The following is a 476-nucleotide window of genomic DNA, read 5'->3' as shown; positions in this document are numbered from 1 at the left end:
TCTTCAGGTAATGCGCCCAGCCTTGCGCCAGGTCGAAACCCATCGCCAGCGGCACCAGCATGACGCGCTTGCCGTTGAGCGCCTTGGCATAGGCGGCGGGACCTGGATCGTCGGCGGCGAAACTCGGCGCCGCGAAGGCGGTAACGGCGAGCGCCGTGGCGGCGGCCATCAATGTTCTCAGTAGTCTCATGTCACACCTCTGGTTCGGTTTTCATTGCCGGGCGATCGTCACGATCGCTCCGGGTACCCCAGAGCAGGATGGGCTGGCCCATCTGCTCTAAATATCGCCCTGTTGCGCGGTCTGCTCGTCGCGCGGGTTGATGATGCCGTCGACGATGATGGCTCCGAGCAGGATCGCCGCCTTGATCAGGTTCTGGTAGAGCAGCGGAATGTCGATGATGGTCATGGCGTTGAGCAGGATGCCGATCAGCGCCGCCCCCACCAGCACGTTGCGCACCCCGCCCCTGCCGCCGGAT

2 pseudogenes are annotated in these 476 nt (G+C 64.3%); both read right to left on the bottom strand.

The window, feature by feature from the left end:
- Positions 1–190 (bottom strand): annotated as a pseudogene (locus EOA28_RS38095) (sugar ABC transporter substrate-binding protein); the annotation flags it as partial.
- A gap of 87 nt (positions 191–277) precedes the next feature.
- A pseudogene (locus EOA28_RS38090) lies at positions 278–476 on the bottom strand (ABC transporter permease); the annotation flags it as partial.

The organism is Mesorhizobium sp. M2A.F.Ca.ET.067.02.1.1 (assembly GCF_004023285.1).
Classification (GTDB): Bacteria; Pseudomonadota; Alphaproteobacteria; order Rhizobiales; family Rhizobiaceae; genus Mesorhizobium.
The sequence above is the reverse complement of the archived record's forward strand: the minus strand, read 5'-3'. Positions and strand labels throughout refer to the sequence as shown.